Below are 22,818 nucleotides of genomic sequence, written 5' to 3'. Positions count from 1 at the left end.
TGGAGGTCACGGCATGACCCAAGCCAAATCCGCCTGTCAGATCCGCTCGACTTGCCCCTATTGCGGCGTCGGCTGCGGTGTCCTCCTGAAACCCGATGACAAGGGCGCGCTCGATGTGCGTGGCGATGCCGAGCACCCGGCGAATTTCGGACGGCTCTGTTCCAAGGGCTCGGCCCTGGGTGAGACCGTGTCTCTGGACGGACGGCTTTTGGCGCCGCAGATCCAGGGGCAGGAGAGCGACTGGGACAGGGCGCTCGATCTGGTCGCGACAACCTTCTCGGATACTCTTGCCAAACATGGTCCCGACAGCGTTGCCTTTTACGTCTCCGGTCAGTTGCTGACCGAGGATTACTATGTCGCCAACAAGCTGATGAAAGGCTTCATCGGCTCTGCCAATATCGACACCAATTCCCGGCTCTGCATGGCCTCCACCGTCGCCGGTCACAAACGTGCCTTCGGCACCGATACCGTGCCGGGGACCTATGAGGATCTCGACGAGGCCGATCTCATCGTTCTGACCGGCTCGAACCTGGCCTGGTGTCACCCGGTGCTCTATCAACGCATCCTCGCCACCCGCAAGAAACGCCCCGAACAGAAGCTCGTGGTGATCGATCCGCGCCGCACGGCGTCCTGCGATCTCGCCGATCTGCATCTGCCGCTGGCGCTCGGCTCGGACGTGGCGCTGTTCAACGGGTTGCTGGCCGAGATCGCCAAACGGGGTCTGGTGGATGCGGCCTTTGCGCAGAATGTCTCCGGGTTGGAAGAGGCGATTGCCACCGCCGAGGGCGAGGATCTCTCCGTCACCGGTCTTTCCGACGACCTTCTCGCCGAATTCTATGAGCTTTGGTGCGCTACAGAGAAGACCGTGACGATCTTCTCCCAAGGGGTGAACCAAAGCTCCTCGGGCACGGACAAGGTCAACGCCATCACCAATTGTCATCTCGCCACCGGTCGCATCGGTCGCGCCGGCATGGGGCCATTCTCGGTTACCGGGCAACCCAACGCCATGGGCGGGCGCGAGGTCGGTGGTCTGGCCAATATGCTGGCCTGTCATCTCGACATCGAGAATGCCGATCATCGCGATGCGGTCCGCACGTTTTGGGACGCGCCCGCCATGCCGGACCAGATCGGGCTCAAGGCCGTCGACATGTTCAAGGCGGTGGGCGAGGGCACGATCAAGGCACTGTGGATTCTTCACACCAACCCCGCGGTCTCGATGCCTGATGCGGATCGGGTGCGCGAGGCGATCAAGGGCTGCGATTTCGTCGTGGTCTCCGACATCACCGGCGCCACCGATACCGCGCGTTTGGCCGATGTGCTTTTGCCGGCGACGGCCTGGGGCGAAAAGGACGGCACGGTGACCAATTCCGACCGGCTGATCTCGCGTCAGCGGGCGGCATTGCCCGCACCGGGTAGCTGCAAACCCGATTGGCAACAGATCACCGAGGTCGCCCGCCGCATGGGCTTCGGCGCGGCTTTCGATTATCAGAGCCCCGCCGAGATTTTCCGCGAATACGCGGCGCTTTCGGGGATTGCCGGCGGCTTTGGCAAGGATTTCGACATCTCGGGGCTGAAGGATCTGAGCGACAGCGCCTATGCCGCGTTGCGCCCGACCCGCTGGCCGGTCTCGGATGGCAAGCAAGGCGGACGGTTCTTTGCCGATGGCGCGTTCTTCACCCCCGATGGCAAGGGGCGGATGCTGCCGGTCACCTGGAAACCGCCGGTCTCCAAGGTTGAGCGGCGTTACCCGTTCCGGCTCAACACTGGGCGTATTCGCGACCAATGGCACACGATGACCCGCACCGCGCGCTCGCCCCGGCTCTCGGCTCATTACGCCGAGCCGTTTCTGGAACTGCATCCCGAGGATGCTGCGGAGCGAGGCATTGGCCCGACCGCGCTCGTGGAGGTCACGACGCCCCATGGCAAGGCGATCCTGCGCGCCATGATCACTGACCGCATCACCAAGGGCGATGTCTTTGCGCCGATGCATTGGACCGGCGAAAATGCCCCTGCCGCCCGGATCGACGCGCTGGTGGCGCCGGTGACGGACCCGATCTCCGGGCAGCCGGAAAGCAAAGGCTCGGTGGCTCAGATCAAACCTTTCGAGGCCGCTTGGTACGGCTTCGCGATCTCGCAGAGCCCGGTGAAGGCCACATCGGATTATTGGGCCGTGGCGAAAACCACGGCGGGCTACCGCGTCGAGCTGGCCGGGCGCGAGACACCCGAGGATTGGCTCAAAGAGGCCCGCATGCTGTTCGACATGCCCGAGGCCGAGGCCCAGACCATGTTCGATCCCGCCAAGGGCACGGCGCGGATCGCTTTCCATCAGGACGGCGCCTTGGTCGCCGCGCTGTTCATTTCCCGCAAACCGGTCGCGGTGATGCGCGATTACCTGTCACATCTGCCGGGCGGCGAGGCACCACAGGTGCTCTCGGGCAAATCCCCCGCCGATCAGCCCGATCCGGGACCTGTGCTCTGCTCTTGCTTCAATGTGGGGGTCAACACTATCCTCACGGCGATTGAAACGCGCGGGTTGATGACGGTAGAGGCCATCGGGGAAGCGCTGCAGGCGGGCACGAATTGCGGCTCCTGCCGCCCCGAGATCAAGGCCCTGATCACCCGCGCCAAAGGAAAAGAAGCTGCCGAATGAGCATTGCCGAATTCGTCCGGATCCTGGGGCGTGGCCCGGGCCGGTCCCGCTCTCTGACGCAAGAGGAGGCGCATGAGGCCATGGCCCGTGTGTTGTGCGGGGATGCGGCGCCGGAAAGTATCGGTGCCATGCTGATGTTGATGCGGATGAAAGGCGAAGTGCCCGAGGAGCTTGCAGGCTTCACCGCTGCGCTGCGCGAGGGTCTGACCGAAGTGCCGACCCCCGATCTCGACTGGCCCTCCTATGCCGCCGGACGCACCCGCGGCCTGCCTTGGTTTCTCCTGTCTGCCCGTCTGGTCGCCCTAGCCGGGTACAGGGTTCTGATGCACGGTTGGAACGGGCTGGGCGAAAGCGGCCATCTGGTGCGCGAGGGCCTGCCTTATGCCGGGATTACCTCCTGCGCCTCTCCCGACGAGGCCGGGCAGGTGATCGCATCCGAGGGTATCGCCTATCTGCCGCTGGAAAATTTCTCGCCGCAGCTGTTGCGTCTGCTGCAACTGCGCGCCGACTTTGGTCTGCGCTCCTGTCTGAACACCGTGGCGCGCATGCTCAACCCGGGCGGTGCGCGGGCTTCGGTCCAAGGCGTGTTCCACCCGCCGTACCGGGAGCTTCAGGCCGATGCCTCGAAGCTCTTGGGGCTTGAGGCCATGTCGGTGATCAAGGGCGGTGGCGGCGAGTTCGAACGCAACCCGTCGAAGGACATTCAGGTCTTCGGCCTAAGGCATGGGGCGTCCTGGGAGGGTGTGGAGCCGCCTACGCTCGACGATGCACGGCGTCTCAACGACGGAGAGATCGACCTCTCCCGGTTGAGTGCGCTCTGGCGGGGCGATCTCGAGGATCCCTTTGCCGAGGCCATCGTCATCGCCACGGCGGCTCTGGCGCTGGAAACGCTCGGGGTGGAACAGGCCGAAGAGCGGGCGCGCGCCCTTTGGGTTACACGTTCCGGTTGACCACATTCGCCTGCCGATCATCACGAAATCCGACGGTTAATACCTTTTCCGTGCCAGATTCTCGCCGCTTTCCGCCTCGATAGTTACCCTATCCACTGGCATAGGAGACCCGGGAATGGACATTTTGACGACGCTGCGCACCATGTTCGACCAATGGGTCGCAGGTTTGGATGCATCCGATCAGGTGACGCTGATGGCGATCGGCCTCGGCTTGATGATCTTTTCCGTTGCGGCGCTGCTCGTGATCCGGCATCGCGAAAGCAATCAGGCGGCACGGTTCGAGAAACGGCTCGCCCCCGAGGTGTCGGATGCGCCGACTTTCGTTCCCGGGGAACGCCATGTCGTGGCCAGGCAGAAAGGCGATGCCTTCCTGCGGCGTCTCGAGCAAATGGGCTGAAATCGCGCCGTTCCGGCCGGGAGGGAAAAGGCGTTTTTGTAACGCGGCAAGCCGAAGTGGGAAGCCTTTCTTGAGCCCTATTGGCCGAGACTGTCCTAGGGGACGGTACGAAACGTGTAGAGAGTGGGCGTGGTACCATGTTCAGAATGGTTTTTCAGGCGGTCCTGTTCACGGGACTCGCGATTGCTTTTATTCTTACGAAATCAGACGGTTTGCGTTCCGCGGCCCCGACCGGGGAGTTTACGCGCCTAGCGTCGATGGGCTCCGGGGCCGGGGCGAACGGATTGGCGGGTCTGACGGATGGCAGTTATGGCGGCAATTATGCCGGTTCTACCGGCCAGCCCTGGTATGTCCAATACGATCCGCGCAGACTGTGGCGGGAACGTCCGAAACAGATCCGGCTCAACACGAAAACCATCCGGGTCGAGCCGCAACAGGCAAGCACACAGGACGATCTGGCGGCGCAATTGGCCGCCAAGCGGCTGGAGGCCGATGTGGTCTCGGTGGTCACGCTGGATTGAACGGGCTGATCCCGGTATGAACCCGGATCAGAAATCGACCTCGACGCCCGGCAGGTTCAGCTCTTTCATCAAATCCCGCAATTCCTGACGGGCCGCGACGTTGGAAATGTTCATCGCGGTTTTGACGCCGATGTCCTTGAGATCGAGAAGCGTCAGCCCGCGCGGGAACAGCTCGCGGAAAATCACCCGCTCGGAAAAGCCGGGGGCGACGCGGAATCCGATGCGTTTCGACAGTTCGGTCAGGGCATCGCCGATCTTCTTCTTGTTGTGCATCGCCTGTGCGCCGAGGCGGTTCCGGAGCACCACCCAGTCGATCGGTTTGAGCCCGGCCTGCGCCCTGAGCTGACGCGCGTTCCAGACCATCTCCGAATAGACCGAGGGGCCGAGGATCTTGTTGGTGTCCGGATCGACCCGGGCCAGGAGATCGAAATCGATGAAACTGTCGTTCATCGGCGTGATCAGTGTGTCCGCGAGCGTATGCGCCACCTGCGACAGGCGGGTGTGCGAGCCGGGGCAATCGATCAGGATGAAATCGCAACTCTCCTCGAGCCCGGTCACCGCCATCGACAGGCGGCGGTCGTAAATATTCTCGCCCTCGGCCAGATCCGCGGCCTCGACCTGTGGCAGGTCGCGATACTCGGGTGTGGCCAGTTCAAGCCCTTCGCGCAGGCAATAGCTCAGACGATTTTCGAGATAGCGGGCAAAGGTCTTTTGCCGCAGATCGAGATCCAATGCACCGACGCGATGGCCCATCCGTGCCAAGGCGGTCGCCACATGCATCGACATGGTCGATTTGCCCGCGCCGCCCTTCTCATTGCCGACGATGATGATATGCGCCATGTCCCGAAGTCCTTGCCCTAACCGCGCTTATCGTCGCGCGTTTGTGATCTGAGTATGCCCTGTATGCCGTTTCTCGCCAACCCTGTGCAAGAGGGATCGCGCGTCTATCCACAGCTGTGTTGAGGGTGTGACGCTTGGAAAATCCTGTTGTCGGACCCCGTGCCCCCAAACAAAAAGGCCCGCATCGCTGCGGGCCTTTTCGAAACAGTGCTGGAAGCGGGGCTTAGAAGCCGAGGCCAGCGTATTTGTTTTTGAACTTGGAAACGCGGCCGCCGGCGTCCATCAGGCGGGAGTTGCCGCCGGTCCAGGCCGGGTGCACGGTCGGGTCGATGTCGAGCGCGAGCGTGTCGCCTTCTGCACCCCAGGTGGAGCGCATTTTCACGATGGTGCCATCGGTCATTTTGACGTCGATGAAGTGGTATTCGGGATGGATATCGGTTTTCATCGTGACGATCCTCAGGCTTCGAGCGGCTTGTAGTTGGTGACTTCCGCGATACGGGCCGATTTGCCGCGACGCGAACGGAGGTAGTAGAGCTTCGAACGGCGCACTTTACCGCGACGCACCACCTCGATGGTTTCGATGTTGGTGGAGTAGAGCGGGAACACACGCTCAACGCCTTCACCGAAGGAAATTTTGCGAACCGTGAAGGAACCGGCAATGCCTTTGCCGTTCTTACGGGAGATGCAGACACCTTCGTAATTCTGCACACGGGTGCGCGTGCCTTCGGTCACTTTGTAACCGACGCGAATGGTGTCACCGGCTTTGAAATCCGGGATGGTTTTGCCGAGAGCTTCGATTTGCTCGGCTTCAAGCTGGGCGATAAGATCCATCGCTTGTACTCCAATCTACTCGTGGTTGTTGTCCACGAAGGTTTTCATCCGCCCCAGAGCTCCGTGCCTTCATCGGGTCCATCGTTCTCCCTGCTGTCAGGGGATGCCCGCCGGAGTGTTCAAGCGTCTTTGCTTTGGCGTTCTCTTTGCCCGTGGTGATCGCCGAAGAAAGCAACCGGTTCAAAGAAAAACGGTCCGCGAAGCGAATCCCGCCTCCGGACGGGCGGTGTATAGGCGTTTGCGCCCAATGTGGCAAGGGGTTTGAGGGTGTGGCCTGTGGTGTTGAGCCCTAGGGCCTTGGGTTTGGCGGCGGGCCCGAGCGCCAGGCGTGCAGATAGGCTGCGATCAGCCCGCCGAAAGCTGCGCCGATGGCACAGGTCAGGACCAGTCCCGGGATGGTCAGGGGGGACATCAGGATCATCATCGTCACCATTTCGGCAAAGCCGCCCGGCCCAGTATACACCAGACCCTGGAACTGTACGACCCCATGCACCACCGCGGTGCCGAGATAGGACCCAATTGCAATGGTGAACAGGCGGCGGGTGTCTTCCGGGCACTCCCTGAGCGCCCGGCGCAGGCGGGTCCGCACCATGAAGGCCAGAACGATGAAAGGTGCGTCGGCCCAGAGCGCATAGGGCAGGAGAAGCTTTGCGCCGCGTTCGACGGAGACGACCTCAATCCCGCGGGCCATCAGCGTTTCGCGCGCCAGAACACCGAGGCCCAGGGTCAGAAAAATGCCGCTGAGCCAGATGAAATGGACGAAAAGACGTGTCGTCCAGCGCATGGTGTGCCTCCCCCTCTCCCGGTCATTCTAGCACAGGGGCGAATGTCTGGGTTTGATCCAGTCCCGGGGGGGGGGCCACGGCGATCTGCCTGGGCAAGGGCGGCTTGAGGCGGGACAGGTAACCAGGTGACAAGGTGGCGACAAGGAGAGAGGCCCATCGGTTGCAGCGAGGATGCGGGCAATATCAGGGGGCAAGGGGCGATCCGCCCTCACAGGTTCATTTTGAACCCGGTGTGGCTCGGCGTGAAGCCCAGGGCGCTATAAAACCGATGCGCGTCTTCGCGATCCTGATCGGAGGTCAGCTGAACCAGTTTACAGCCGCGTTCCCGGCAGGCCGCGATGGCCCATTCCATCATCTCTGTGCCAAGTCCGGTGCCACGCATCGCGCGATGAATGCGGACGGATTCGATCTGGCCGCGCCAGGCGCCACGGCGCGACAGGCCGGGGATGAAGGTCAGTTGGAAAACGCCGATGACCGCGCCCGCCTTTTCGGCCACGGCCAGAAACTGATTGGGGTCCGCTTGCATCGCCGCGAAAGCCGCGAGATATCCTGGCGCGAGCGGCAGGCTCGGGTCTTCCCGCGACGCGCCCTTCTGATCATCAGCGAGCAGGGAGAGAATGGTCGGGAGGTCCTCCTCCGTTGCGGCGCGGATGTGACACTGGCTCATGGCTTATGGTTGCCTTTCTGCGAGGCTTCATAGCGTTCCCACATGTCGGGACGGCGGTCGCGGGTGATCTTTTCGGCCATCTTCTGGCGCCATTCGGCGATCTTGCCATGATGTCCGGACATCAACACCTCGGGGATCGGCAGGCCGTTCCATTCGGCAGGCCGGGTGAATTGCGGGTGTTCCAGAAGCCCGTGCGAATGGCTCTCTTCCTCGATGCTCTCGGCATTGCCCAGCACATCGGGCAGGAGCCGCACCGTGGCGTCGATCATCGCCTGGGCCGCGATCTCGCCGCCGGTGAGGACAAAATCGCCCAAGGAGACCTCTTCGACGCCGTAGTGATAGAGCACGCGGTCGTCGACGCCTTCGAAGCGACCGCAGATCATCGTGATGCCGCGCGCTTTCGACCAGCGCTGGGCCATGGCCTGATCGAAGCGTTTGCCGCGGGGGCTCAGATAGACCAGCGGCCAGTCCTGACGATCGGGCGGCGTGCCGTTCATCGCGAAATCGATCGCCTCGCCCATGACATCGGGACGGATCACCATGCCGGCGCCGCCGCCGGCCGGTGTGTCATCGACATTCTTGTGCTTGCCGACGCCGAATTCGCGCAAATGGATTTTCTCGAGCTGCCATTTGCCGTCCTGCAACGCCTTGCCGGTCAGGCTTTCGCCCAGCACGCCGGGAAAGGCCTCCGGGAACAGGGTGATCACCTTGGCCTTCCAGACGCCCGCGAGATCCGGCGTGTTGGTCATCAACTCGCTGGGCCTGAGTGTCGGGCGCGAGGCCAGACGGCCATGAGATTTGGCTTTCGGGGAGGGCGTGCTGTCTGTCATGGCATCTCTATAGCGGGGCAGGGCAGGTGGGGAAAGCCGTCACGCGCGCCCATCGAGGATTGCACGACGGGCTTGTCGGTAGGCGTCGCCCCAGACATTGGAGCGATTGAGGGCGAGCAGCTTGTCCCGCGCAGCCTCGCCGGGAAAGACATTGGCGTTGGGCGGAATGTCGAGTTCCGCGCTCAGGTGCGAGAGACCCAAGAGATCAAGGACCGGGTCGATCGGATGTTCGATGCTTTCGAGCGCTCTGCTGTGCACCCGCTCGGCCCCGAGCCGGTCGCGGATCTCGTGCAGAATGGCCTCGTGGTCGGCAGCAATCGCGAATTTTTCGCAATAGTCTTCAAGGCTGAGCGTTGCGCGCTTGGTCTTGAGTCTCTGCCAGTGGCAGGAGGCGAGCCAGCCGTTGCCGCGGGTCGAATAATAGACTTCGAATCCGGCATCCGATCCCGTCACGTCCGCCCAGGCGTCACGGATGAGGGCGATGGCAATCGGAGCCGGGCCGTATTTGTGGACGCCAGACGATCCGGGGAAATGCCCTGACAGGCTCTCGGAGCTTACCATGACAGGCCGGGGGTCTTCCGGGTCCAGTAAGCGGAAAAACGCGGAGGCCTGTTCGGTGATCACCCGTTTCGTCGCTTTGCAGCGGTTGCCGGAAAAATTCAGGACCGCTTCGCGCAGAGGCGTCAGGATCATCTCGTCCTGCAGGTAAAACTCTACATGTGGCAGCAGCGTTGCGGCGTTGAGCGAAAACGTTCGTTGCAGCGAGGTCGTCCCGGTCTTGTGAAATCCGGCGTGAATGACAATGCGCCGGGGCGCGGTCATTCGAAGAGCCCCTCCGGTGGATCGGCGATGATCCGGCCCGCGGTGAGATCGACCGTGGGCACATTGACGAGGGTGAAGGGCAAAAGCACCGTGGTGGAGAGACCCGGGGCCTGAACCTCCAGAAGATCGCCGGCGCCGTGGTTGAGCACATTGCGCACGGTGCCAAGCGTGTTCCCTCCAGTGTCGAGCACGGTCAGGCCGATGAGATCGGCATGATAAAATTCGTCATCCGGCAGAGAGGGCAGGGCGTCGCGATCAGCATAGAGCGTTTCGCCCTTGAGCGCATCGGCCTGTTCCTTGGTTTCCACCCCGTCGATCCGCGCGGCAAAACCGTTCTTGATCGCCCGGGTGATGCCTAGGATATAGGTCGTCTTGCCGTCTTCCGAGGTCAGCGGCGAATAGGTGCCAATGGCTTCGGGATCGGCGCAGAAGCTTTTGATCCGCACCTCGCCCTGAACGCCAAAGGCGCCTGCGATGGCGCCGACGATGATCCGTGTGTCGCTCATGATCGTCTCTGTTCCCTCCGGGACGCTCTTTGCCGTCAGATTAGCGGGTCAGAATTGGCGGGCAAGACTGACGTTCCTGCAGGCCTAGACGTTCAAGATCCGGCTGGTTGCTCTCTTGCTGCGGATAGCCGAGGCACAGATAGCCGACGAGGTCCCAGCTCTTGTCGACATCCAGATCTGCGTTGATCTTTTCCGCATCCAGAAGCGAGACCCAGCCCAGTCCGATGCCTTCGGCACGGGTGGCGAACCAGAACTGCATGATCGCGGCGGCCACCGAATAGCGCAGCAGTTCGGGCAGGGCGATCAGGTCCGGCTGATTGCTGCCGATCACGTCCTGGTCGCAGAACACCGCAAAATGTTCCGGTGCGACCAGCAGGCTCTGCCGCTTCAGATCCGCGAAGGTCTGAGATTTTTCGCCCAGCTCGCCGGACAGGGCCTTGGCATTACGCGCATCGAAATTGGCGAGCACGGCAGCGCGTGCCGCCTCGCTTTTGACCGCAACGACCCGGGTGGGTTGCGACAGGCCGACCGACGGCGCCAGCTCGAACGTGTCGAGGCAGCGGCTCAGCGCAACCGGATCGATCGGGTCGGGCTGGAACAGGCGAACGTCGCGGCGCCATTCGAGAAGTGTGCGAAAATCGTTGCGGAACGACTGTGAAAAAGGGCCTTGCGGGGCGGTACTGGTCATCTGTGAATTCCCTCACTCGATTCATCCCCGCCCGGTGCAGCTTGGCCGGAAAGGGTAAACGCCGGATCTGCAAAGCAGACCCGACGTAAAGGCAGAACATGCTTTCGCATGTCTTATAGCGAGCCTTGCGCGCTTGCGCAGGTCTTATTCTTCTGCGGCAGCTTCTTCAGCCGGAGCAGCAGCGGCTTCAGCAGCCTCGGCAGCTTTCGCGGCTTTTTCTTCAGCGCGGTCCTGGGCTTTCTTGCCCGGAACGGCTTTCTTCGGGTTGCTGCGTTCTTTTTTCTCGAGCACACCGGCCGCTTCCAGCATACGGGCGATACGGTCGGTCGGCTGGGCGCCCTGGCCGAGCCAGTATTGCACGCGCTCGAGATCCATTTTCACGCGCTCTTCGCTGTCTTTCGGCAGGAGCGGGTTATAGGTGCCGAGTTTCTCGAGGAAACGACCGTCGCGCGGCATGCGCGAATCGGCGGCAACGATGCGGTAGAACGGGCGCTTTTTGGAACCGCCGCGGGCGAGACGAATTTTCATAGCCATGATGTGTTTCTCCTAAGTCTGACTATTGAGCCAAGGTCGGGTTGGACCTCAGCAATCCTGGTGTTTCTCGTGATGGTGAATGACTTCCTGGATGATGAATTTCAGGAAGGCCTTTGCGAATTCCGGATCGAGATCCGCGCGCTGGGCGAGGTCCTCGAGCCGGGCAATCTGTTTTTCCTCGCGCGCCGGGTCCGACGGCGGAAGATCGTGTTCGGCCTTGAGCTTGCCCACGGCCTGGGTGTGTTTGAAGCGCTCGCCCAGCGTGTAGACGAGGATCGCGTCCAGCCGGTCGATGCTTTCGCGATGCTCCTTGAGAATCTCCTGAGCGCGGATCACGTCATTGCTCATTGCAATTCCTCCGATGCGGGATGGCGGTAAATCAATGCGTCTTTGCCGGAGGGCGAGACCCAATTGCGTTCGAAGCGGGCGCCCATACGTTCCGCAAGCGCCACCGATCGATCATTGCCCGGAGCGATGACCGAGGTCAGCGGACCCCAGCCCAGCGTGTCGTAGGCATGGTCGCGCACCGCTTTCGCAGCCTCGAATGCATAGCCCTTGCCCTCGAACCCGTCATACATCATCCAGCCGATCTCGGCTTCCAGCCAGCCTTCCGGGTTCCAGAGGCCGACGCGGCCGACTTGTGCACCACTGGCTTTCTCGATTACGGTCCAGAAGCCGTAACCACGCAGAAGCCAATGACCGAGGTTCGTGCCGTAGAACCGCCAGGCGGTGGCGCGATCCATCGGGCCGCCGACGCCCCAGCTGCGGTCTTCATTGGTGTAGAACTGGGCGAAGGCTTCGAAATCATCATTTTCCGGACCGCGCAGGCGCAGCCGTTCGGTTTCGAGGGCGGGGACAGTCAGCTGAAGGCTCATGCGTAGGCCTCCATGCCGCCGTCTTGCAGCGCCTCGGGGCTCGGGTGGCGATAGGTGAGGCACTCGTCGAGGGTCTCGCCATCGGGGCGTTCCGCCGCATCGTCACGGGTTGCGCCCAGGCGTTCGGCCAATGCGATGGAGCGTTTGTTCTTCGGGTCGATGTAAGACACCAAAGTGTCGCGGCCCATTTCGACATAGGCGTAATCGCGGGCGGCCACGGCGGCCTCCATGGCATAGCCCTTGCCCTCGAACCCGTCCATGACGAACCAGCCCAGTTCCAGTTCCGGGAAATGCGGCGGTTTGCTCAGCGCGACCTGACCGACGAATGCGCCATCGTCCAGACGTTCCACGCCCCAGGCGCCATGGCCGAAAAGCTGCCATTGCGCGATGTCACCACAGAAGGCAAACCAAGCCTGGCGCCGGGAAAGCGGGCCATGCATGTAACGCGACCGGTCCGAGGCATACATGTCGGCGAAGTGATCGAAATCACGCTCGACATGGCCGCGCAACCTGAGGCGCTGGGTTTCTATGGTGGGGGCGAGGGGCATGACTTACTTCTTCTTCCCGAAGCCCGAAAGCCCCGGAGGCAGCGCGGCGCCGCCGAGGCCGGGCAGATTGCCCATGCCCGGCATGCCTTTCGGCAGGGAGCCTTGCAGCGCCTTGGTGGCCTCGGCCATTTTTTCCGGATCCATATCTTCGAGACCCTGCGGGCCGCCCTTGCCGAACATGCCTTTCACGGCCTGTTTCAGCATGCCGCCTTTGCCCATCTTGCCCATCTTCTTCATCATGTCCGCCATCTGGCGATGCATTTTCAGAAGCTTGTTCAGCTCAGACACTTCGAGCCCGGCACCGGCGGCAATGCGTTTCTTGCGGCTGGCCTGAAGGATCTGCGGATTGGCGCGTTCCTTCTTGGTCATGGAATTCACCAGTGCGATCTGGCGTTTGATGATGCTGTCATCAAAGCCCGCTTCCTGCACCTGTTTGGCCATTTTGCCCATGCCCGGCATCATGCCCATGATCGATTCCATGCCGCCCATCTTCTGCATCTGCTCGAGCTGCATTTTCAGGTCGTTCATGTTGAACCGGCCCTTCTGGAACCGTTTCATCATTCGCTCGGCCTGTTCGGCCTCGATGGTTTCCTGGGCCTTCTCGACGAGGGCAACGATGTCGCCCATGCCCAAAATGCGCCCGGCGATCCGCTCCGGGTGGAACTCTTCCAGAGCGTCCATTTTTTCGCCCAAGCCGACGAATTTGATCGGTTTGCCGGTGACCGCGCGCATCGAGAGCGCGGCGCCGCCGCGACCGTCACCGTCCATCCGGGTCAGCACCACGCCGGAGATGCCGATGCGCCCGTCGAAATTTTCGGCGGTGTGCACGGCGTCCTGACCGGTCAGGCCGTCGACCACCAGAAGCGTCTCGCGTGGGGAGGTGATGTTGCGCACCTCCTCGACCTCGGCCATCAGGGTCTCGTCGATCGACAGACGCCCGGCGGTGTCGAGCATATAGACGTCATAGCCACCCATCATGGCCTGTTGCTTGGCGCGTTTGGCGATGTCGGCGGCACTTTGGCCCGGCACGATCGGCAGCGTGTCGACGCCGATCTGTTCGCCCAGCACCTTGAGCTGGTCCATGGCGGCCGGACGGTAGATGTCCAGCGAGGCCATCAGGACGCGTTTGCCCTGTTTCTCTTTCAGGCGCTTGGCGAGCTTCGCGGTGGTCGTGGTCTTACCGCCACCCTGCAGACCGACCATCAGGATCGGAGCGGGCGCATTGTCGACCTTGAGCGTGCCGATGTCGCCCTCGTCGCCCGCCAGAACATATACCAGTTCGTCATGGACGATCTTGACGACCTGCTGGCCGGGGGTGACGGATTTGGTGACCGCCTGGCCGGTGGCCTTGTCGGTCACGGCCTTGACGAAATCGCGCGCCACCGGCAGCGACACGTCGGCCTCGAGAAGGGCAACGCGGACTTCGCGCAGCGCGGTTTTCACATCGTCTTCGGACAGGGCACCCTGTTTGGTGAGCTTGTCGAAGACGCCGCCGAGGCGTTCGGACAGATTTTCAAACATGGGTCTCTCCCCTGTGTTGCAACGTGCTCCATGTGGGCATGAAGCGGTGAAATTGTAAGGCCAATGCAGCTTCGCCTCCGTGGGCGCAACGCGCTGACGGAGGGCGATCCTGGCCTATAGCCTGAGGACCGGAAGGCCATGGCTTTCCGGAAGATTTGGCCGGTCTCTACGCGCGTGCGCCAAGGGAGTCAAGAGTATTGGGGAGTCATATGTATTGGCGGGGCGGCTTTGCACTGGCCATGTCGCGCGATTGCTCTACTGTCTGTCTTCGGCAGCCGGGGATCGAAAACCGGAAGGGGGGAGAATGGAACGGGACAAGGCAGGAGGCCGCGGTGTGCTCTACGTTGCCAGCGGGGCCGACTATGTCGATCTGGCGGTGCAATCGGCGCGCAGCTTGCGGGCCGTCGAACCGGAGATTGCGGTGGATCTGGTCACCGATCTGTCCGAAGAGGTGCCCGACGGGGTGTTCGATGAAATCCGTGTGACGCCACAGATGCATGAACGCGAAAAGTTGCGCGCCATGCCCGAGACCCGGTTTGACCGCACGCTCTATGTTGACAGCGACACGCTGTTTCTTGCGCCGCTCGGCGATCTTTTCGACATCTTGGACCGGTTCGAATGCGCGCTCACCCATGATGTCCGGCGCGACTGGGCACTCATTCGGCGGGGGCGTGATCATCAGACACCCTATGCCTTTCCACAGCACAATTCGGGCGTCTTCCTCTATCGCCGATCCGAGAACATGCTGGCCTTTCTGCATGACTGGGCACAGAGGTTCTTTGCCGATGACGCGATAGAGCGCGATCAGATCATCCTGAAAGACATGCTCTGGGAAAGCGATCTGCGCTATTATGTCCTGCCGCCGGAGTTCAACCTGCGCCGGGTGACGCTCCTGGATGCCTGGGAACCGCTCGACGCGGTGCCGACCATCCTGCATTCGCACCGGTTTCAGGACCATATGCGGGGGCGTGGGGAGCGTATCGCCACGCTTGAGGCTTTGCTCAAGGCGGAGCGGGTCGCCCTGGTCGAAGAATGGGCGCAAGAGCGGAGCGGAGAGCTTCCGGAAGCGGCACAAAGATGGGTTGGGCTGCGCAAGGGCGACGGGAAGGCAAATTGACCTTGCGATTTTCCACAAAAATGGAAATCATCCCCCCAAAGCGTACTTTTTCGCACATGAAGCAGAGCTGAGGCCATAGATGTCCGTCGAAAACTGGGATGAATTCCGCACCGCCTTTCAGGTTGCCAAGATGGGCACGGTCTCGGGGGCGGCGCAGGCACTGGGGGTGCACCACGCCACGGTGATCCGGCATATCGACAGTCTCGAGGGCCGGTTGGGCGTGAAACTGTTCCAGCGCCACGCCCGCGGCTATACGCCGACCGAGGCCGGACTCGATCTGTTGAAAGTGGCGCAGACCACCGACGATCAGTTCTCGCAGCTGGTCTCCCGGATCAAGGGCCGGGGCGAGGAGGTCGCGGGCGAGCTTGTCGTCACCTCGCTGCCGGGCATGTCCGGGCTTCTGGCGCCGGTTCTGGCCGAGTTCCAGAGCGAACATCCGGGGCTCACGGTGCGCTATCTCACCGGTGAGCGGGTGTTTCGGCTGGAATATGGCGAGGCGCATGTGGCGATCCGGGCCGGCCGGCCGCCGCAGGAACCGGACAATGTGGTCCAGCCTTTCTATCACCATTCCTATGCGCTCTATGCCCATAAACGCTATCTCGATACCTATGGCACGCCGGAGGTGACCGGTGATGATCTGGCCCAGGTGTTGCGTTTCGTGTCGCTCGACGATCCGAATTCGCGCGCGCCCTTCATGGTCTGGATCAATGATCATGTGCCGGCCGACCGGATCGTGTTCCGGACCTCGGATGTGGAATCGATGATTCAGGCCATTCTTGCCGGCGCCGGGGTCGGGTTCCTGCCGACCTGGATGGGGGAGGAACATGAGGACCTCGTCGAGATGATGGCGCCGCGCTCGGAATGGGAAAACCAGAACTGGCTCGTCACCCATGTCGATTTGCACCGCACGCCGAAGGTGCAGGCCTTTCTCACCTATCTCAAGGCCCGGGCCAAGGAATGGCCGCAGTCTCGCTGACAGGGCAGGCCCTTCCGCGTCGCTTTGACGGGCTGGCAAAACCTGCGGCCATGCTGTGCGTTTGCAGGCAATGGACCCCGGGGCCGTCCTGCGTTTAAACGGCATGATCGCGATGTGAACGCGACATATTCGTCAGATTCTCAGGAAGTCTCTCACCCGTGCCCCATACCGCTGCCGCCACCGACCGCCGCAATGGCCATTTGGCCATGCTCACCTTTTCCTGCCTCGTGGCGGGGTCTTTCTCGCTCGGTTCCATGGTGGCCAATGAAATCTCGCCTCTGGCGCTCAATGGTGTGCGCTTTGTCGCGGCGGCACTCTTTGTCGGCATCATGGCCATGGCAACCGGAGGCATTCCGCGTGAAGCGATGCGTCAGCCCTGGCGTTACCTGATCCTTGGCGGGATTTTCGCGCTCTATTTCGTGATGATGTTTGTCGGCCTGAAAACCGCGGAGCCGGTCTCGGCCTCTGCGGTCTTTACCTTGACACCGGTTCTGGCGGCAGGTTTCGGCTATGTGCTGATGCGCCAGATCACCACCCGGCGTATCGCTTTGGCGCTGGCCGTGGGGGCGACCGGGGCGCTTTGGGTGATTTTTCGGGCCGATATTCAGGCGCTCCTGACCTTTCACGTCGGACGCGGCGAGGCGCTCTATTTCATCGGCGTGGTGGCCCATGCCATCTACACGCCGATGGTGCCGCGGCTGCATCGAGGCGAACGCACGCTGGTGTTCACATTCTTTATTCTGGCCTCCGCCTCGCTGGTCATTTTCGGCTTTGGCTGGCGTGAAGTGATCGCGACCGATTGGGCCAGCCTGCCTGCGATCGTCTGGATCACGCTGGGGTATCTGACGGTATTCGCCACCACCATCACCGCGACGCTTCTGGCCTATGCCTCTGTCCGTCTGGCGGCGGCCAAAGTCATGGCCTATACCTATCTGGTGCCGTCCTGGGTGATCATCTGGGAGTTTGCGCTGGGGCATGGCACGCCGCCGGCGCTGGTCTTCGGCGGTATCGGCCTGACGGTTCTGGCGCTCTATCTCTTGCTGAAGCACGAAGCCTGAGTTGTCGCAGGCTTGGCCTTGACGCGGCGCTTCTGCGGTGAAATAGCTGTATCTGAGTAAACTGCATGCAATGGTATACAAATTGGGTTGTGGAAAATGGACCATGGCACCTGGGTCTCCTTCGCCCTGATATCCGCCGCAAATATCATGACGCCCGGGCCGGCGATCCTGAACACGGTGCGCCGCGCCGCGCAGCTCGGGTTTCGCCGGGTTCAGCCGATCATCTACGGCAATGCTCTGGGGCTGGTCGTCGCTGGCGCGCTTTGTGCCGGGGGCGTGGCCGGGTTCATCATGATGTCGGACATCCTGTGGCATCTGTTTCGCTGGCTGGGCGTTGGCTATCTGAGCTGGCTCGGGGTGAAGCTCCTGTTCAAGCGCGAGGCGCTCGCATTGCCGGATGTCGCCACGCACGGGGTCTCGGGCGGCAAACTGTTCCGCGAGGGGTTTCTTCTGGCCGTGACCAATCCGAAAGCGATCCTGTTCTTTGTCGCGCTCTTTCCGCAGGTGATGTCGCCGGATCAGCCGGTCCTGCCGCAATCCGTGATCCTGATCGGCACGTTTTGCGCCATTTCGATCTTTTCGCTCAGCACCTATTCGACACTGGCCGCGCTGCTGCGGGCGCGGTTCCTCACCGAGCGGCGCTATCGCAATTTCCGACTCTTCTCCGGCTGTTTGCTCCTGGGCTTTGCCGGCAAGCTGGCGCGCGAGATCCGCTAGGCCTCGGGCGAGGTCTCGGGGCTCTCGCCCAGCTCGCGTTCCAGGAACCGTTCCAGCCCGTCGAGATCCAGTTCGTCGAATTGTCCGAACCCCTGCATCCAGACCGACGCCGCGCGCATCGCGTCCGGTTCGAGCTTGCACCATTTCACCCGCCCGCGTTTCTCCTGGCCGATGAGTCCGGCGCGGGTCAGGATGGTGAGGTGTTTCGAGATCGCCGCCAGCGACATTTCGAAAGGCTCGGCCACGTCGGTCACCGCCATGTCGTCTTCCAGAAGCATCATCAGGATGGCCCGGCGGGTCGGGTCGCCAAGCGCTGCAAAGATGAGATCGAGATCATGTGCTGGTTTCACTGTCATGCCTTGCCGATAGGCGCGCAGGCCGGTTTGGTCAACCATTTGGTTGAATAACGAAAACGCGAGCCCTTTGGCGCTAACGGAGGTCGGGCGCACCTGGCTGCCTCTCGATAATTGGGTCGAAATGTATAAATATCAACTGGTTATACGTGTCGCACTTCGGTCGATTCAGCGTTGACTCTAAACCACCCCCCGCATAGCTTGCCGGCAACTGACCGCAGGGGGCTTTTTGCCATGACCGATCCGCACGATCCCGAGCGCCTGCGCGCTTTGGAAGACCGGATCGCCAAGGTGAAAGAGGCGCAGCGCCCGAAAACCTCCCGCGGTGAAGAGCACTTTTCCCAAGCCAATATGGCCTGGCGGATGGTGACGGAACTTGTGGCCGGTCTGCTGATCGGTTTTGGCATGGGGTTCGGCTTGGACAAGCTGTTGGGGACAACGCCCATCTTCCTCGTGCTGTTTATCGGATTTGGTCTCGCGGCCGGCGTCAAGACGATGATGCGTACCGCGCGCGAGATCGAGAAGGGCCAGCTTGCCGAACAGGCAGAGGCCGAAAAGACGAACGCGGGGGCTCCCGCACCTGATGAGAGGGATTGAACGTGGCGACTGAAGCACATGGTTCCGAGAGCAGCCTTGTTTTCCACCCGATGGACCAGTTCAAGGTCACGCCGCTTTTCGGCGAGGGTCCGGTTCACTGGTACACGATCACCAATGTGACCCTGTGGATGGCGATCACCGTTCTGGCCGTGATCCTGCTTCTGGTGGTCGGCTCGCGTGGTCGCGCCATCGTGCCCTCGAAAGGTCAGTCGATCGCCGAGCTTGCCTATGGTTTCGTCTACAAGATGATCGAGGACGTGACCGGCAAGGATGCGGTGAAATACTTCCCCTATGTGATGACGCTGTTCATCTTCATCGTCTTCTCGAACATGCTGGGCCTTCTGCCGCTGTCGTTCACTACCACGTCCCACATCGCTGTGACCGGTGTTCTCGCGGTGCTCGTTTTCCTCTTCGTGACCATTCTGGGTTTCGTGAAGAACGGTTCGAAATTCCTCGCTCTGTTCTGGGTCAGCTCCGCGCCGATGGCCGTGCGGCCGCTTCTCGCGGTGATCGAGCTGATCTCCTACTTCGTGCGTCCCGTCAGCCATTCCATTCGTCTTGCAGGCAACATGATGGCCGGTCACGCCGTGATCAAAGTTTTCGCCGGTTTCGCAGCTATCGCCGCGATCTCCCCGGTCTCCATCGTGGCGATCACCGCCATGTATGGTCTCGAAGTTCTCGTGGCCTTCATCCAGGCCTACGTGTTCACCATTCTGACCTGCGTCTATCTGAAAGACGCGCTGCACCCGGTCCACTAAGACCCGCAGTCCAAGGTTCGAACTCTATCCAGCCAATTCCAACGTAAGGAGATATCACAATGGAAGGCAATATCGCAGAACTCGGCAAATACATCGGTGTTGGTCTGACCGCCATCGGCATGGGCGGCGCCGCCATGGGTGTGGGTAACGTTGCTGGCAACTACCTCTCCGGCGCTCTGCGCAACCCGTCGGCTGCTGCGTCGCAAACCGCGACCCTCTTCATCGGCATGGCCTTTGCAGAAGCTCTGGGGATCTTCTCGTTCCTCGTCGCGCTCCTGCTGATGTTCGCCGTCTGATCCGACGCTCCATCCTTACGGCAGGGTGGGTCTGATCTCAGATCCACCCTCGCGTAACATCAGGGGTCGCTCCTTTCCCGAGGGGCATCAGGTCAGGTTCAGGAGGCTAAGATGGCAACCGCAACGCATGGGGCAGAAGAGTTGGCCAAAGCTGAGGCAGGCATGCCGCAGCTCGACTTCGCCACGTTCCCCAACCAGATTTTCTGGCTTTTGGTCACGCTTGTCGTGATCTATTTCGTGCTGTCGAAAATCGCTCTGCCGCGCATCTCCACGGTGCTCGCAGAACGGTCCGGCACGATCATGAATGATATTTCTGCCGCCGAGGAGCTCAAGCTCAAGGCAAAAGAGGCAGAAGAGGCTTACAACGCCGCTCTGGCCGAGGCGAAAGCCCAGGCACAACAGATCGCCAACGAGACCCGCGCGACCATTCAGGCCGATCTCGATGCCGCCACCGCCAAAGCCGATGCGGAAATCTCCGCCAAGGCCGCGGAATCGGCAAAAGCGATCGCCGAGATCCGCGACGGCGCGATGGACAGCGTCAAAGACGTCGCCAAAGAGACCGCCAAGGAACTCGTGGCCGCCATGGGCGCTTCCGCCGATGCGCGCACGATCACCGCGGCGATCACCGCACGGATGAAAGGCTAAGGACATGAAAAAACTTTCTCTCCTTTCCGCGCTCTCCGTCGCCGTCGCCAGCCCGGCGCTCGCCGCCTCCTACAACCCGTTCTCGGGCCACTTCTGGACGCTGTCGAACACCAACCTGATCGTGCTTCTGGGCTTCTTGCTCTTCGTCGCCATTCTGGTATGGAAGAAAGTCCCGGGGATGATCGGCAAGATGCTCGATGAGCGTGCCGCCGGGATCAAATCCGAGCTTGAAGAAGCCCGCGCTCTGCGCGATGAGGCTCAGACCATTCTGGCGTCCTACGAGCGCAAACAGCGCGAGGTGCAGGAACAGGCCGATGCCATCGTCGCCCAAGCGAAGAAAGACGCTGAATCTGCGGCTGTGAAAGCCAAGGAAGATCTGAAAGCTTCGATTGCGCGCCGCCTGGCCGCCGCTGAGGAACAGATCGGTGCCGCCGAGGCCGCCGCCGTGCGCGAGGTTCGCGACACCGCGATTTCTGTCGCCGTGGCCGCCGCCTCCGACGTCATCACCAAGAAGATGACCGCCGCCGACGCCAACAAGCTGATCGATACGGCCATCGCCGAAGTCGGTGACAAGCTGCACTAACGGATTGCCTGATCTCCTGACCGGATCAGTCACACCCTGATTGAAAGCCCCGCCAAAACTGGCGGGGCTTTTGCTATGATGATTGGGGAAAACGGGGAGGCGGGATGCTGAAAACCTACCAAGGGGCATGTCACTGCGGCGCGGTGCGGTTCCAAGTGAGTGCCGAGATCGACCAAATGCGGATCTGCGACTGTTCGATCTGTCGCATGCGCGGGGCGCTGACCTTCCGCGTCCCGGGGCATGCGATGCGCTTCATGACGCCGCTGGAAGAGTTGACCGCTTATCGTTGGGGTTCGATGACCGGCGCGGATTATTTTTGTCCGCGCTGTGGCATCCTGCCGTTTCGCCGCCCCTCTGATCCGACGCCCGAAGAACGTGCCGCCGGGGCGGTCCCGTTTGAGGGCTGGGCCATCAACCTGCGCTGCCTCGCGGGGGTGGGTTTAGAAAATTTGCCGGTGCGTCAGATTACAGGGCGGTTGCTCTGATCTGCCTGGCGGCGGCGTCGGGAGGTGATGAATACCATAGCAGCAAGCAGGCAGATCGCGATCTCGGTCAGAAAGGTCCAATGGGTGAGAAAGCTCAGAATCCAATTTCCACGTGTTGCGGGAACGACCACGAGCGGGCCGCCAAAGGTTCCGAAGGGCCAGGCCCAGTTGATCGAACCGGCGATCGTATCGAGCGCCATGTGAATCACGCCGCCGGCGCCGAAAGCGGCAAGGGGAAGCCCCCAGCGAGAGCGTGAGAGTGCTAGGCCCAAGAGAGTGAGGGCGAACCAGACGATCGGGCGGTGGCTGATGTATTCGTGATGATGGACCGCGCGATGATCGACGAAATAGAATAGGAACAGGTCCAGATCGGGAGCGACGGAGGCAATCATCCCTGCGGCAAAGGCCGGTCGCGGCAGGCGGCGTGCCGAGGTCGTGAACGCGAGATAGGCGGCGGGCAGATGACCGATGAACATCAATCGCGCTCCCTCTCATGGGCATATCGCAACTGAGCAATTTCTTCGTTCTGTTCAAATTTCTTCTGATCCAACAGCGCCTCTTCGACATAGTCGAGGTGGCGGATCACTGCGGCGCGGGCGGCCTCCGGATCGCGGGTCTGCAGGGCGGTGTTGATCGCCCGGTGCTGGTCCAAAAGCTGGGCGCGGTTAGTGCGTTGTTTGAACATCACCGAACGGTTGTAGAACACGCCTTCGCGCAGCAGATCGAACATCGAGCGCATCATGTGCAGCATGATGACATTGTGGCTCGCCTCAATGATCGACAGGTGAAACTCCGCATCGAGCCGGGCCTCTTCCGACGGGTTGCGCTTCGGATGTGCCGCTTCCATTTTTTCGAAGATGGTGTTGATCACCTTGAGATCGGTGTCGGAGGCGAGTTTCGCGGCGCGCTCGGCGGCCAGCCCCTCCATATCGCGGCGAAAGGCGATGTAATCGAATACCGCCTCCTCATGGGCGCCGAAGAGCTTCACCAGCGCCGGCGAGAAGGCCGAGCCCAGCACATCGGCGACATAGACGCCGGCGCCGGCACGTGGCGCGACAAGCCCCTTTTCGGTCAGCTCGGCGATCGCCTCGCGCACCGAGGGGCGCGACACGCCGAGGCGTTCCGCCAGATCGCGCTCCGCCGGAAGGCGTTCACCGGGGCGCAGGATACCCCGCAGAATCAACAGCTCGATCTGACGCATCACCGAGGCGCTGAGCTTTTCGGCATTGATTTTCTGAAAGGGCATGGCGGGTCTTTGCGCTCCGTTG

General features: G+C 61.8%; 31 protein-coding genes. 14 read left to right on the top strand and 17 right to left on the bottom strand.

The features are described from left to right. Positions 1–13 precede the first annotated feature (13 nt). The 4 genes from BM151_RS09785 to BM151_RS09770 all read left to right on the top strand — a co-directional run bounded on the left by BM151_RS09785 (position 14) and on the right by BM151_RS09770 (position 4,518). A complete protein-coding gene (locus BM151_RS09785; protein WP_090060449.1) occupies positions 14–2,650 on the top strand; it encodes a nitrate reductase in 2,637 nt (878 codons plus the stop codon). Further along, the gene (locus BM151_RS09780; protein ID WP_090060447.1) at positions 2,647–3,600 is read left to right on the top strand and encodes a glycosyl transferase family protein; all 954 of its coding nucleotides are present in this window, start codon (positions 2,647–2,649) and stop codon (positions 3,598–3,600) included. Before BM151_RS09785 ends, BM151_RS09780 begins: the two co-directional genes overlap by 4 nt. Positions 3,601–3,715: 115 nt before the next feature. Then, positions 3,716–3,997, top strand: coding sequence for a hypothetical protein (locus BM151_RS09775; protein WP_090060445.1), 282 nt, complete (start codon positions 3,716–3,718; stop codon positions 3,995–3,997). Positions 3,998–4,281: 284 nt separating this feature from the next. Further along, positions 4,282–4,518, top strand: a complete 237-nt coding sequence (locus tag BM151_RS09770; protein ID WP_177213087.1) for a hypothetical protein — start codon at positions 4,282–4,284, stop codon at positions 4,516–4,518. Between the two features lie 27 nt (positions 4,519–4,545). Here the strand turns inward: BM151_RS09770 and BM151_RS09765 are convergent, their stop codons facing one another. The 14 genes from BM151_RS09765 to ffh form a co-directional block, all read right to left on the bottom strand. Further along, a complete protein-coding gene (locus BM151_RS09765; protein ID WP_090060441.1) occupies positions 4,546–5,358 on the bottom strand; it encodes a division plane positioning ATPase MipZ in 813 nt (270 codons plus the stop codon). A gap of 223 nt (positions 5,359–5,581) precedes the next feature. Continuing rightward, entirely contained in the window at positions 5,582–5,803 is a 222-nt protein-coding gene (gene rpmE / locus BM151_RS09760) for a 50S ribosomal protein L31 (RefSeq protein WP_090060439.1), read from the bottom strand. An 11-nt stretch (positions 5,804–5,814) separates the two neighbouring features. Then, complete coding sequence (rplS, locus tag BM151_RS09755) at positions 5,815–6,189, bottom strand: 50S ribosomal protein L19 (RefSeq protein WP_090060437.1); 375 nt, start codon at positions 6,187–6,189, stop codon at positions 5,815–5,817. A gap of 289 nt (positions 6,190–6,478) precedes the next feature. Further along, a complete protein-coding gene (locus BM151_RS09750) occupies positions 6,479–6,973 on the bottom strand; it encodes a hypothetical protein (protein ID WP_090060435.1) in 495 nt (164 codons plus the stop codon). 209 nt (positions 6,974–7,182) lie between these two features. Beyond that, the gene (locus tag BM151_RS09745; protein WP_090060433.1) at positions 7,183–7,641 is read right to left on the bottom strand and encodes a GNAT family N-acetyltransferase; all 459 of its coding nucleotides are present in this window, start codon (positions 7,639–7,641) and stop codon (positions 7,183–7,185) included. After that, entirely contained in the window at positions 7,638–8,471 is an 834-nt protein-coding gene (gene trmD / locus BM151_RS09740) for a tRNA (guanosine(37)-N1)-methyltransferase TrmD (RefSeq protein ID WP_090060431.1), read from the bottom strand. Before trmD ends, BM151_RS09745 begins: the two co-directional genes overlap by 4 nt. A 39-nt stretch (positions 8,472–8,510) precedes the next feature. Beyond that, positions 8,511–9,293: a hypothetical protein gene (locus BM151_RS09735; protein ID WP_090060430.1), complete on the bottom strand. Its 783-nt coding sequence runs from the start codon at positions 9,291–9,293 to the stop codon at positions 8,511–8,513. After that, positions 9,290–9,799 (bottom strand): ribosome maturation factor RimM, encoded by a 510-nt coding sequence (rimM, locus tag BM151_RS09730; RefSeq protein ID WP_090060428.1) that lies wholly within the window; start codon positions 9,797–9,799, stop codon positions 9,290–9,292. The genes BM151_RS09735 and rimM overlap by 4 nt, the downstream gene beginning before the upstream one ends. A gap of 40 nt (positions 9,800–9,839) precedes the next feature. Further along, complete coding sequence (gene bluB / locus BM151_RS09725; RefSeq protein ID WP_090060426.1) at positions 9,840–10,487, bottom strand: 5,6-dimethylbenzimidazole synthase; 648 nt, start codon at positions 10,485–10,487, stop codon at positions 9,840–9,842. 144 nt (positions 10,488–10,631) lie between these two features. Further along, positions 10,632–11,021 (bottom strand): 30S ribosomal protein S16, encoded by a 390-nt coding sequence (rpsP, locus tag BM151_RS09720; RefSeq protein WP_090060425.1) that lies wholly within the window; start codon positions 11,019–11,021, stop codon positions 10,632–10,634. 48 nt (positions 11,022–11,069) lie between these two features. Next, positions 11,070–11,369 (bottom strand): chorismate mutase, encoded by a 300-nt coding sequence (locus tag BM151_RS09715; protein ID WP_090060423.1) that lies wholly within the window; start codon positions 11,367–11,369, stop codon positions 11,070–11,072. Then, entirely contained in the window at positions 11,366–11,896 is a 531-nt protein-coding gene (locus BM151_RS09710; protein WP_090060421.1) for a GNAT family N-acetyltransferase, read from the bottom strand. Before BM151_RS09710 ends, BM151_RS09715 begins: the two co-directional genes overlap by 4 nt. Beyond that, the gene (locus BM151_RS09705) at positions 11,893–12,444 is read right to left on the bottom strand and encodes a GNAT family N-acetyltransferase (RefSeq protein WP_090060416.1); all 552 of its coding nucleotides are present in this window, start codon (positions 12,442–12,444) and stop codon (positions 11,893–11,895) included. Before BM151_RS09705 ends, BM151_RS09710 begins: the two co-directional genes overlap by 4 nt. 3 nt (positions 12,445–12,447) lie before the next feature. Beyond that, positions 12,448–13,965, bottom strand: coding sequence for a signal recognition particle protein (ffh, locus tag BM151_RS09700; protein WP_090060414.1), 1,518 nt, complete (start codon positions 13,963–13,965; stop codon positions 12,448–12,450). Between the two features lie 304 nt (positions 13,966–14,269). Between ffh and BM151_RS09695 the strand changes: the two genes are divergently transcribed. The 4 genes from BM151_RS09695 to BM151_RS09680 all read left to right on the top strand — a co-directional run bounded on the left by BM151_RS09695 (position 14,270) and on the right by BM151_RS09680 (position 17,833). Continuing rightward, positions 14,270–15,082: a glycosyltransferase family protein gene (locus BM151_RS09695; protein ID WP_090060413.1), complete on the top strand. Its 813-nt coding sequence runs from the start codon at positions 14,270–14,272 to the stop codon at positions 15,080–15,082. 79 nt (positions 15,083–15,161) lie between these two features. After that, positions 15,162–16,058 carry a LysR family transcriptional regulator gene (locus tag BM151_RS09690; RefSeq protein WP_090060412.1) on the top strand — a complete coding sequence of 299 codons (897 nt, stop codon included), beginning with the start codon at positions 15,162–15,164 and terminating at the stop codon, positions 16,056–16,058. 206 nt (positions 16,059–16,264) lie between these two features. Continuing rightward, a complete protein-coding gene (locus BM151_RS09685; RefSeq protein WP_090060759.1) occupies positions 16,265–17,116 on the top strand; it encodes a DMT family transporter in 852 nt (283 codons plus the stop codon). 96 nt (positions 17,117–17,212) lie between these two features. After that, positions 17,213–17,833 carry a LysE family translocator gene (locus tag BM151_RS09680; RefSeq protein WP_245781166.1) on the top strand — a complete coding sequence of 207 codons (621 nt, stop codon included), beginning with the start codon at positions 17,213–17,215 and terminating at the stop codon, positions 17,831–17,833. Here the strand turns inward: BM151_RS09680 and BM151_RS09675 are convergent. Then, entirely contained in the window at positions 17,830–18,189 is a 360-nt protein-coding gene (locus BM151_RS09675; protein ID WP_090060757.1) for an ArsR/SmtB family transcription factor, read from the bottom strand. The genes BM151_RS09680 and BM151_RS09675 overlap by 4 nt on opposite strands. Before the next feature lie 231 nt (positions 18,190–18,420). Between BM151_RS09675 and BM151_RS09670 the strand changes: the two genes are divergently transcribed. The 6 genes from BM151_RS09670 (at position 18,421) to BM151_RS09645 (ending at position 21,550) form a co-directional block, all read left to right on the top strand. Beyond that, the gene (locus BM151_RS09670; protein WP_090060410.1) at positions 18,421–18,783 is read left to right on the top strand and encodes an AtpZ/AtpI family protein; all 363 of its coding nucleotides are present in this window, start codon (positions 18,421–18,423) and stop codon (positions 18,781–18,783) included. 2 nt (positions 18,784–18,785) lie between these two features. After that, on the top strand, positions 18,786–19,541 hold the full coding sequence (locus BM151_RS09665; RefSeq protein WP_245781165.1) for a F0F1 ATP synthase subunit A: 756 nt from the start codon (positions 18,786–18,788) through the stop codon (positions 19,539–19,541). Positions 19,542–19,600: 59 nt separating this feature from the next. Next, on the top strand, positions 19,601–19,837 hold the full coding sequence (locus BM151_RS09660) for a F0F1 ATP synthase subunit C (RefSeq protein ID WP_066608699.1): 237 nt from the start codon (positions 19,601–19,603) through the stop codon (positions 19,835–19,837). A 111-nt stretch (positions 19,838–19,948) separates the two neighbouring features. After that, entirely contained in the window at positions 19,949–20,482 is a 534-nt protein-coding gene (locus BM151_RS09655; protein ID WP_090060409.1) for a F0F1 ATP synthase subunit B', read from the top strand. A 4-nt stretch (positions 20,483–20,486) separates the two neighbouring features. Then, the gene (locus BM151_RS09650; RefSeq protein ID WP_090060407.1) at positions 20,487–21,065 is read left to right on the top strand and encodes a F0F1 ATP synthase subunit B; all 579 of its coding nucleotides are present in this window, start codon (positions 20,487–20,489) and stop codon (positions 21,063–21,065) included. Positions 21,066–21,169: 104 nt separating this feature from the next. Further along, positions 21,170–21,550, top strand: coding sequence for a GFA family protein (locus tag BM151_RS09645; protein ID WP_177213085.1), 381 nt, complete (start codon positions 21,170–21,172; stop codon positions 21,548–21,550). On the opposite strand, the gene BM151_RS09640 is transcribed toward BM151_RS09645, so the two are convergent. Beyond that, entirely contained in the window at positions 21,526–22,026 is a 501-nt protein-coding gene (locus BM151_RS09640) for a metal-dependent hydrolase (RefSeq protein ID WP_090060406.1), read from the bottom strand. The two genes, BM151_RS09645 and BM151_RS09640, sit on opposite strands and share 25 nt — an antisense overlap. Beyond that, entirely contained in the window at positions 22,026–22,796 is a 771-nt protein-coding gene (locus tag BM151_RS09635) for a FadR/GntR family transcriptional regulator (RefSeq protein ID WP_090060404.1), read from the bottom strand. The genes BM151_RS09640 and BM151_RS09635 overlap by 1 nt, the downstream gene beginning before the upstream one ends. Positions 22,797–22,818 lie beyond the last annotated feature (22 nt).

The organism is Celeribacter neptunius (assembly GCF_900113955.1).
Taxonomy (GTDB): Bacteria; Pseudomonadota; Alphaproteobacteria; order Rhodobacterales; family Rhodobacteraceae; genus Celeribacter; species Celeribacter neptunius.
This window is presented reverse-complemented; position numbering and strand designations above follow the sequence as displayed.

Bases quoted from the DNA above. Each gene is read 5' to 3' on its own strand.
- BM151_RS09735 (WP_090060430.1), bottom strand. From the start codon at position 9,293: ATGACCGCGCCCCGGCGCATTGTCATTCACGCCGGATTTCACAAGACC.
- BM151_RS09705 (WP_090060416.1), bottom strand. From the start codon at position 12,444: ATGCCCCTCGCCCCCACCATAGAAACCCAGCGCCTCAGGTTGCGCGGC.
- BM151_RS09745 (WP_090060433.1), bottom strand. From the start codon at position 7,641: ATGAGCCAGTGTCACATCCGCGCCGCAACGGAGGAGGACCTCCCGACC.
- BM151_RS09680 (WP_245781166.1), top strand. From the start codon at position 17,213: ATGGACCATGGCACCTGGGTCTCCTTCGCCCTGATATCCGCCGCAAAT.
- trmD (WP_090060431.1), bottom strand. From the start codon at position 8,471: ATGACAGACAGCACGCCCTCCCCGAAAGCCAAATCTCATGGCCGTCTG.
- BM151_RS09685 (WP_090060759.1), top strand. From the start codon at position 16,265: ATGCTCACCTTTTCCTGCCTCGTGGCGGGGTCTTTCTCGCTCGGTTCC.
- BM151_RS09650 (WP_090060407.1), top strand. From the start codon at position 20,487: ATGAAAAAACTTTCTCTCCTTTCCGCGCTCTCCGTCGCCGTCGCCAGC.
- BM151_RS09645 (WP_177213085.1), top strand. From the start codon at position 21,170: ATGCTGAAAACCTACCAAGGGGCATGTCACTGCGGCGCGGTGCGGTTC.
- rpsP (WP_090060425.1), bottom strand. From the start codon at position 11,021: ATGGCTATGAAAATTCGTCTCGCCCGCGGCGGTTCCAAAAAGCGCCCG.
- rpmE (WP_090060439.1), bottom strand. From the start codon at position 5,803: ATGAAAACCGATATCCATCCCGAATACCACTTCATCGACGTCAAAATG.
- BM151_RS09640 (WP_090060406.1), bottom strand. From the start codon at position 22,026: ATGTTCATCGGTCATCTGCCCGCCGCCTATCTCGCGTTCACGACCTCG.
- BM151_RS09675 (WP_090060757.1), bottom strand. From the start codon at position 18,189: ATGACAGTGAAACCAGCACATGATCTCGATCTCATCTTTGCAGCGCTT.
- BM151_RS09660 (WP_066608699.1), top strand. From the start codon at position 19,601: ATGGAAGGCAATATCGCAGAACTCGGCAAATACATCGGTGTTGGTCTG.
- BM151_RS09785 (WP_090060449.1), top strand. From the start codon at position 14: ATGACCCAAGCCAAATCCGCCTGTCAGATCCGCTCGACTTGCCCCTAT.
- rimM (WP_090060428.1), bottom strand. From the start codon at position 9,799: ATGAGCGACACACGGATCATCGTCGGCGCCATCGCAGGCGCCTTTGGC.
- BM151_RS09775 (WP_090060445.1), top strand. From the start codon at position 3,716: ATGGACATTTTGACGACGCTGCGCACCATGTTCGACCAATGGGTCGCA.
- BM151_RS09695 (WP_090060413.1), top strand. From the start codon at position 14,270: ATGGAACGGGACAAGGCAGGAGGCCGCGGTGTGCTCTACGTTGCCAGC.
- BM151_RS09635 (WP_090060404.1), bottom strand. From the start codon at position 22,796: ATGCCCTTTCAGAAAATCAATGCCGAAAAGCTCAGCGCCTCGGTGATG.
- bluB (WP_090060426.1), bottom strand. From the start codon at position 10,487: ATGACCAGTACCGCCCCGCAAGGCCCTTTTTCACAGTCGTTCCGCAAC.
- BM151_RS09750 (WP_090060435.1), bottom strand. From the start codon at position 6,973: ATGCGCTGGACGACACGTCTTTTCGTCCATTTCATCTGGCTCAGCGGC.
- BM151_RS09710 (WP_090060421.1), bottom strand. From the start codon at position 11,896: ATGAGCCTTCAGCTGACTGTCCCCGCCCTCGAAACCGAACGGCTGCGC.
- BM151_RS09690 (WP_090060412.1), top strand. From the start codon at position 15,162: ATGTCCGTCGAAAACTGGGATGAATTCCGCACCGCCTTTCAGGTTGCC.
- ffh (WP_090060414.1), bottom strand. From the start codon at position 13,965: ATGTTTGAAAATCTGTCCGAACGCCTCGGCGGCGTCTTCGACAAGCTC.
- BM151_RS09715 (WP_090060423.1), bottom strand. From the start codon at position 11,369: ATGAGCAATGACGTGATCCGCGCTCAGGAGATTCTCAAGGAGCATCGC.
- BM151_RS09655 (WP_090060409.1), top strand. From the start codon at position 19,949: ATGGCAACCGCAACGCATGGGGCAGAAGAGTTGGCCAAAGCTGAGGCA.
- BM151_RS09670 (WP_090060410.1), top strand. From the start codon at position 18,421: ATGACCGATCCGCACGATCCCGAGCGCCTGCGCGCTTTGGAAGACCGG.
- BM151_RS09765 (WP_090060441.1), bottom strand. From the start codon at position 5,358: ATGGCGCATATCATCATCGTCGGCAATGAGAAGGGCGGCGCGGGCAAA.
- BM151_RS09780 (WP_090060447.1), top strand. From the start codon at position 2,647: ATGAGCATTGCCGAATTCGTCCGGATCCTGGGGCGTGGCCCGGGCCGG.
- rplS (WP_090060437.1), bottom strand. From the start codon at position 6,189: ATGGATCTTATCGCCCAGCTTGAAGCCGAGCAAATCGAAGCTCTCGGC.